The sequence below is a fragment of the Salinivibrio sp. IB282 genome, assembly GCF_001995685.1.
Lineage (GTDB): Bacteria > Pseudomonadota > Gammaproteobacteria > Enterobacterales > Vibrionaceae > Salinivibrio > Salinivibrio kushneri.
In genome coordinates this window covers 23830-30420 of sequence record NZ_MUET01000032.1, presented here as the reverse complement: position 1 = coordinate 30420, position 6591 = coordinate 23830, and the positions used below count along the sequence as shown (strand labels likewise).

Below are 6591 nucleotides of genomic sequence, written 5' to 3'. Positions count from 1 at the left end.
GGATTTGCCCACGCCCATGGCAGTAGCTGCTTCGATAATCGTGTAGTTTTGTTCGAGAACAAGCTCGGCGGCTTCACGTTTAAATTCCGCGCTGAAAGTACGTCTTGTGCGTTTGGTCATGGTTTCACCTGTCATGCGATGAGGCGTATATTAACACCTCTAATCAGGTGGCCAAATTCACTATGCCACTACAGTGCACACTAAATTGCTTTAGTGGCTAGTTCCTGCTGCTGGCGGCATTGTTGCACCACTCACTTCACAGGCTAACAAGCGGTGTCCCCGCTCTAATATATTTAATGCACCAACAATATCTGCGTTGTTAGTGTAACCACACTCAACACACTCAAAGTGCGCTTGAGTTTGACGGTTATCTTTCGACACATGACCACAGCAAGGGCAGGTTTGGCTTGTGTATTGCGCTGGGACAGCTATGACGATGCCGCCATTCCATAACTGCTTATACTCAAGTTGTCTTCTGAACTCATACCAACCTTGATCGAGAATTGATTTGTTCAGCCCTGATTTGGCCTTGACGCGCTTGCCGTGTTCTTCTGCATTGCCTTTAGCTGATTTAGACATATTGGATACCCGTAAGTCCTCAATCGCTATCATTGCGTGATTCTTGCTGATTTGAGATGAAGCTTTGTGTAGGTAGTCCTTGCGGCAATTCGCAATGAGAGTATGTAGCTTTTGAACTTTGGCTTTTTGCTTTTGCCAGTTGGCAGAGAACTTAACTTTTCTAGATAGCTTGCGCTGCTCCGTAGCAAGACGCTTCTCATGTTTGCGAAAAGCGTTAAGCGGCTTTAGGAACGAACCGTCAGATAGCGCAACAAACTTTGATATGCCAACATCAACACCCACGGCAGATGTGGAAATATGCTTTGGCTCAGCTACTTCTTGCTCAACCTGAAAGGATATATACCAGTGCCCCGACTTAAAGCTCACAGTGCAGTTTTTAATTGTTCCTTGCACTTCTTGAGACTTACGGAACTTCACCCAACCCAGCTTACTAGGCAACTTCACACGATTACCTTCAAGCAGGCAATACTTGTTGAAGTTGACGAATCGGATCGAGTCTTGGTTCTTGCCTTTCTTCTTAAACCGAGGTTTTTCAGCCGCCAGAGATTTATCAAAGCAACGCATCCACGCACCATGTAAGTCTTTTAGCTTTTGCTGCAAGTTGTCGGTGTAGGCTTCCTTGAGCCACACTAGGTCTTCTTGCTTTTTCCACTGAGTCACTAGCTTATTAAGCTCAAAGGCGCTTGGGATCTTTTCGCCAGCATCCAGCTTGTCTAGGCAGTGACGCAAGCCTTGATTCCACACAAACCGAGCGTGACCGCAAAGCACAGCAAGCCTAGCTACCTGATCGGCAGTAGGCTCTAATCTGAATTTGTAGGCTTTGCGTATCAACATGACAAATCGGTGTGTTTACGTATAATGCTTATATAATATGATGTTAAACAAGAGAGTTCAATATCAGTGTGCAATGTAAATAAAGGGCGTCACAGTTGCTATTCAATGCACTTGCATATCGTGTTTATCACCAAATATAGGCGCAAGGTCTTTGGTGAATTACACCTGCAACGTTTAGAAGCTACATTTAAAGAGTTGTGCTTGGCGTTTGATGCAGAGTTGAAGGAGTTCAACGGTGAGTCAGACCACGTTCACCTGTTAATTTCGACATCACCGAAGACACCAAGTGTCGCAAAGTTAGTTAATTCACTCAAAGCAACTAGCTCTCGTAGGATACGCAGAGAGTTTAATGATGTGGCTGACGCATTTAGTAAAAACGTTCTTTGGAGTCGTAGCTATTTCGCAGGAACGTGCGGAGGTGCGCCATTAACGGCGATCAAGCAATACATCGAAGAGCAGGATAGGCCGCATTGAGATGCTGCGCATCTTTGGCTATTCCCCTCCCTGCAGCTTCGCAGGGAGTACCCTAGCCATTTATGATGGCCGAATTCGTCAAGTTTATGACCTTCATTTACCTTTGTTTTGAGCGACTAGAGCACACGCTTTGTCAGCTTGCGCTCCGTGATACCTTGACGCAGCTTCCGAATCGACGCGCCTTTGTGACGCAATCCGCACAGCGTCTTCTTTCTAATCAACCAAATGCCCTTATCCTGGCTGATTTGGATAACTTCAAAAGTATTAATGACGTCTATGGGCATCTTGCTGGCGACCAAGTATTGGTCGCTTTCAGTCAGCACTTAGAGAGGATCACCCAACAAGAAGGCGCGTTTTGCGCCCGAACGGGAGGTGAAGAATTTATTTTGCTACTCAGTGGTCAGTCTGTGCGTCGCGTACAAGACATTGCGCTACAACTGAAACGCCAAATCGAGGCATGCCAGGTGACGACCGAATACGGCCATCACATCCAGTTTACGGTGAGTATCGGCGTCGGCATCAAGCGTCAGAAGCAATATGTCGCCATGAATCAGTTATTTGAGTGCGCGGATACCGCCTTATACGAAGCAAAAGCCCGTGGGCGAAACCGCATTGAATTCGCATTAACTGAACATGGTGATGCGCCGTCCAGCATATCACCAACATCCAATCAATCGCCCATCAGCCAGGAAACTGATAGCCCTTCTCTACCTAAACGTTATCTCGAGCGTCAATCTTTGTCATAATGGACGTTCAGCCCGTACTAGGAGAACGTGTAATGGATGAGAACACCGCCACGCTACTGAATCTGCGTGTCATTGAAGTCAGCGACTATCAGCCCTTAGCAGAGTTGATGGATCTCGTCTTCCCGGATGTCGGCGGTGCTTGGCCTAAGAGCACGATCATGCAACTGGTCACCGCTTTCCCGGATGGCCAGATATGCATTGAAGATAATGGAAAAATCGTCGCCGCCGCGTTAACGCTTAAAGTATCCTACAACCGCTTTTCGCTGCCGCATACCTATGCCGACATTATCACGGATGATGGGGTGGTGTTCCACGACGCAAAAGGGGATGCATTGTATGGTCTCGACGTGTTTGTACACCCTGATTATCGTGGCCATCGTCTTGGCCGCCGACTTTACGAAGCGAGAAAGGATCTGTGTCAGGCGCTTAACTTAAAAGCGATCCTTGCTGGCGGTCGTATACCGGGTTATCACAAACACAATGGTGTTTCAGTGACGGATTATATTAATAAAGTCAGAAGAAAAGAGGTTCACGATCCGATCCTTTCGTTTCAGCTGTCTAATGACTTTGATGTTAAGCGTTTGATGAATCGCTATTTACCCGAAGACGATAAGTCTGCAGGTTATGCCACACTGTTGGAGTGGGATAACTTCTTCTATGAAGAAGATGCATCCTCTGTGCATGATATTGAAAAAACCATCGTCCGCCTCGGGGTCGTGCAATGGCAGATGCGTCATGTGCTCTCAGTGGATGATCTTTTGAATCAGGCCGAATTCTTCGTCTCATCCTTAGCCAACTATCAGTCAGATTTCGCGCTATTTCCCGAGTTCTTCTGCGCGCCATTAATGGGGCTTGCACCCGATAAGCGCTCCGTCGAGGCGATCCGCTTTCTCAGTGAATTTACCCAAGCAATTAAGCAACGTTTTTCGCAATTGGCCGTCACCTACAACATCAATATTATCGCTGGCAGTATGCCCGTGTTGGAAAATGGCAAACTGTATAATGTCTCCTACTTGATGCATCGCGACGGTAGCATTGATGAGCAATACAAAATCCATATTACGCCGCACGAACAACGTGACTGGGTCATCGATGGCGGGGATACGGTCAAAGTCATTGAAACCGATGCGGGCCGAGTGGGTATTCTCACCTGCTATGACGCCGAGTTTCCTGAGTTAGGGCGTATTCTTGCCGAGCAAGGTGTACAGATCCTATTCGTGCCCTTTTGGACCGATACCAAAAACGGTTATTTGCGCGTGCGCCTTTGTGCCCAAGCGCGAGCGATTGAAAACGAGTGCTATGTCGCGATTGGCGGTAGCGTGGGCAACCTTCCTCGGGTAGATAATGTCGACATCCAGTACGCTGAGTCTGCAGTATTTTCACCCTCGGATGTCTATTTCCCGCACGATGCAACACTTGCGGAGGCGAATGCTAATACCGAGATGATGATTTTCGCTGACGTCGATTTGGACAAGCTCAAAATGCTGCATGAACGAGGCTCGGTGACGAACTTGAAACACCGTAGGCCCAAGCTCTATGCTAGCCATTTAAGCCAAGAGTAGCCTTAATCCAGCCTCGCCGAGTGCGGGGCTTTAATTTGTAAACAGGAGACAAAAAAGACTAGATTCCCATACACATTTACCAAAAGCTTCTATCCTTACTCAACAAGCTGCTTATTTTTTATCCGATGCGATATTGAGGTGAGATCATGAAGCTCAAATATAAAATGTTAGTTAGCTTACTTGGTGTGGGTTGCATCCCCGCGTTGATCATTAGTTTGCTTTCTCTTCATACCGCCTCGTCGTCACTCGAGCATCAAACGTTTAGTCAGCTAGAAGCGTTGAGAGAGGTAAAACAATCAGCGGTCACACGCTACTTTCAAACGGCTGAAGGCCAGATAATGACTACCGCTGAAACCCCTTCCGTGTCCAACACCATGGCCAGCATGATTGATGCCATGGAGACACTTCCCTCTCATACCGCTCAGGCAAGCTCACAACTGACCCGCTATTATCAGCGTCACCTCATTGATCCACTCGATGAGATCAGCACAGAGACACTACCCAGCGCACAAGATCTGGTGAACGATCTAACGCCACAAACGGTGGCGCTACAAAAAGCCTACTTAATCGACAACCCCAACCCCGTGGGAGAAAAAGGCGCATATCAAACCAGTGGCCAATTGTCTCAGTACGATCAAGCGCATCAAACCATCCATCCCTACTTACGCGATGTTCAAGAAAAGTTTGGTTACTACGACATCTTTATGATCGAAGCAAACCAAGGCCACATCCTTTACTCCGCCTCTAAAGAGCTTGATTTCGGCACGTCGCTAACAACGGGTCTGTTTAGTACGTCCGGCCTAGCTGACGCTTTCCGTCAAGCGAAAACGTTAGCAGATGGCGATACCGTGATTATTGATTTCTCACCCTACACCGCCTCAAACAACGCGCCAGCAGGGTTTATGGCATCGCCGATTTATCACAACGGTAGCGTCATTGGTGTGCTCGCCTATCAATTCCCGATAGATAAGCTCAGTGCGATTATGGCAGAGCGAGATGGACTGGGAAACACAGGCGAAACCTATCTCGTCGGACCAGATAACTTGATGCGCTCAGACTCCTTCTTAGATGCCGAGCATCGGTCGGTTTTCGCCTCCTTTATGCAACCTGCGCAAGGCAGCGTTGAAACACTGGCCGTTGAGCGAGCGATGCAAGGCGAAACCGGTATCGATGTCATTAATGATTACAACGGTAATCCCGTTCTCTCTGCCTACGCCCCGCTGACGGTCAGTGGACTCAGCTGGGCAATCATTGCGGAAATGGACGTCAAAGAGGCGTTCGCAGCACTCAACGAACTGCAAGGACTCATTATCACCGTGTTGGTGATTGCGGTGACTGCGATCGTAGTCACTGCTATTCTATTGACGCGCTCGATTACCCGCCCAATAGGTGGCGAACCGGCTGAGATGGCCAAGATAGTACAAACAATTGCCGACGGTGATCTGAGAGTGCGCTTTGACGCAAGCCCTAAAGCAACGGGGATTTATCGCTCCATGCGTGCGATGGCAACCAACCTCACGACCATGGTGTGCGATATTATCGGCGCCACTAACCAACAAGCGGCTGCGGCTGAGCAGTTATCCTCCTCGAGCGTGCAAACACTCACTAACTTTGAAGCCCAAAACGCTCGGACAGAGCAAGTGGCGGCAGCGATGGAAGAAATGACAGCGACTGCCAATCAAATTTCCTCCAGTTCCGCCTCGACAGCGGATGCTACCGAAAAGGCGCGTTCACTTATCCATAACGGTGACCAACAAGTGACCGAGTCTGTCGAGGCGATGCAAGATCTTGTCACGCGTCTCAATCACGCCAAAGAGCAAACGGATGCGCTCGGGCAAAGCGCTGAAGATATCTCCAGCATATTGCAAACGATTGGCCAAATTGCGGATCAAACCAACCTGTTAGCATTGAATGCAGCCATTGAAGCGGCACGCGCGGGCGAACAAGGTCGCGGCTTTGCGGTCGTCGCCGACGAAGTGCGCACACTGTCGCAAAGCACACAACAAGCGACCAGTGAGATCACGCAGATGATTGATAATCTTCAGCATAACTCCAGCACCACAACACAAGCTATCTCGGAGAGTGCGACAACCGCCAACTATGTCTCAGAACGCGCAGAAACAAGCTTATCGTCGCTCAAGCAAGCGGTGAATGCGGTGGATGAAATTGCAGACATGGCGATGCAAATGGCCAGTGCCTCAGAGGAGCAATCTCTCGTGGCGACGGAGATTAATCAAAACTTGGAAGAGATCAACACCATGACAGGTGAAAACCGTCAAGCGATGGATCAGATCACTCAAGCAACGCAGGATCTCAGTGAACTGTCCCATACACTAAAAGGCCACACGCAAAAATTTCAGTGCAAACAAGCCTAATCGAGCGGCATCATTTTCTCT

Annotated in this window: 6 protein-coding genes; 4 read left to right on the top strand and 2 right to left on the bottom strand. The window is 48.6% G+C overall.

Going from position 1 to position 6591, the window contains the following annotated elements:
• Positions 1-120: transposase (locus tag BZG14_RS08430; RefSeq protein WP_131825174.1), on the bottom strand; the 120-nt coding region annotated here is incomplete at its 3' end.
• 90 nt (positions 121-210) lie between these two features.
• Positions 211-1413 (bottom strand): RNA-guided endonuclease InsQ/TnpB family protein, encoded by a 1203-nt coding sequence (locus tag BZG14_RS08425; protein ID WP_077484945.1) that lies wholly within the window; start codon positions 1411-1413, stop codon positions 211-213.
• A gap of 60 nt (positions 1414-1473) precedes the next feature.
• On the opposite strand from BZG14_RS08425, the gene tnpA reads away from it, so the two are divergent.
• The 4 genes from tnpA (at position 1474) to BZG14_RS08405 (ending at position 6570) form a co-directional block, all read left to right on the top strand.
• Entirely contained in the window at positions 1474-1887 is a 414-nt protein-coding gene (tnpA, locus tag BZG14_RS08420; RefSeq protein WP_108743538.1) for an IS200/IS605 family transposase, read from the top strand.
• Between the two features lie 62 nt (positions 1888-1949).
• A complete protein-coding gene (locus BZG14_RS08415) occupies positions 1950-2633 on the top strand; it encodes a GGDEF domain-containing protein (RefSeq protein WP_077484949.1) in 684 nt (227 codons plus the stop codon).
• Between the two features lie 32 nt (positions 2634-2665).
• The gene (locus BZG14_RS08410; RefSeq protein WP_077484951.1) at positions 2666-4195 is read left to right on the top strand and encodes a bifunctional GNAT family N-acetyltransferase/carbon-nitrogen hydrolase family protein; all 1530 of its coding nucleotides are present in this window, start codon (positions 2666-2668) and stop codon (positions 4193-4195) included.
• Positions 4196-4341: 146 nt separating this feature from the next.
• Complete coding sequence (locus BZG14_RS08405; RefSeq protein WP_077608497.1) at positions 4342-6570, top strand: methyl-accepting chemotaxis protein; 2229 nt, start codon at positions 4342-4344, stop codon at positions 6568-6570.
• The last annotated feature ends 21 nt before the right edge of the window (positions 6571-6591 follow it).

Excerpts from the sequence above, each read along its gene's own strand:
- BZG14_RS08410 (WP_077484951.1), top strand. The coding sequence starts at position 2,666 with ATGGATGAGAACACCGCCACGCTACTGAATCTGCGTGTCATTGAAGTC.
- BZG14_RS08415 (WP_077484949.1), top strand. The coding sequence starts at position 1,950 with ATGATGGCCGAATTCGTCAAGTTTATGACCTTCATTTACCTTTGTTTT.
- BZG14_RS08405 (WP_077608497.1), top strand. The coding sequence starts at position 4,342 with ATGAAGCTCAAATATAAAATGTTAGTTAGCTTACTTGGTGTGGGTTGC.
- BZG14_RS08425 (WP_077484945.1), bottom strand. The coding sequence starts at position 1,413 with ATGTTGATACGCAAAGCCTACAAATTCAGATTAGAGCCTACTGCCGAT.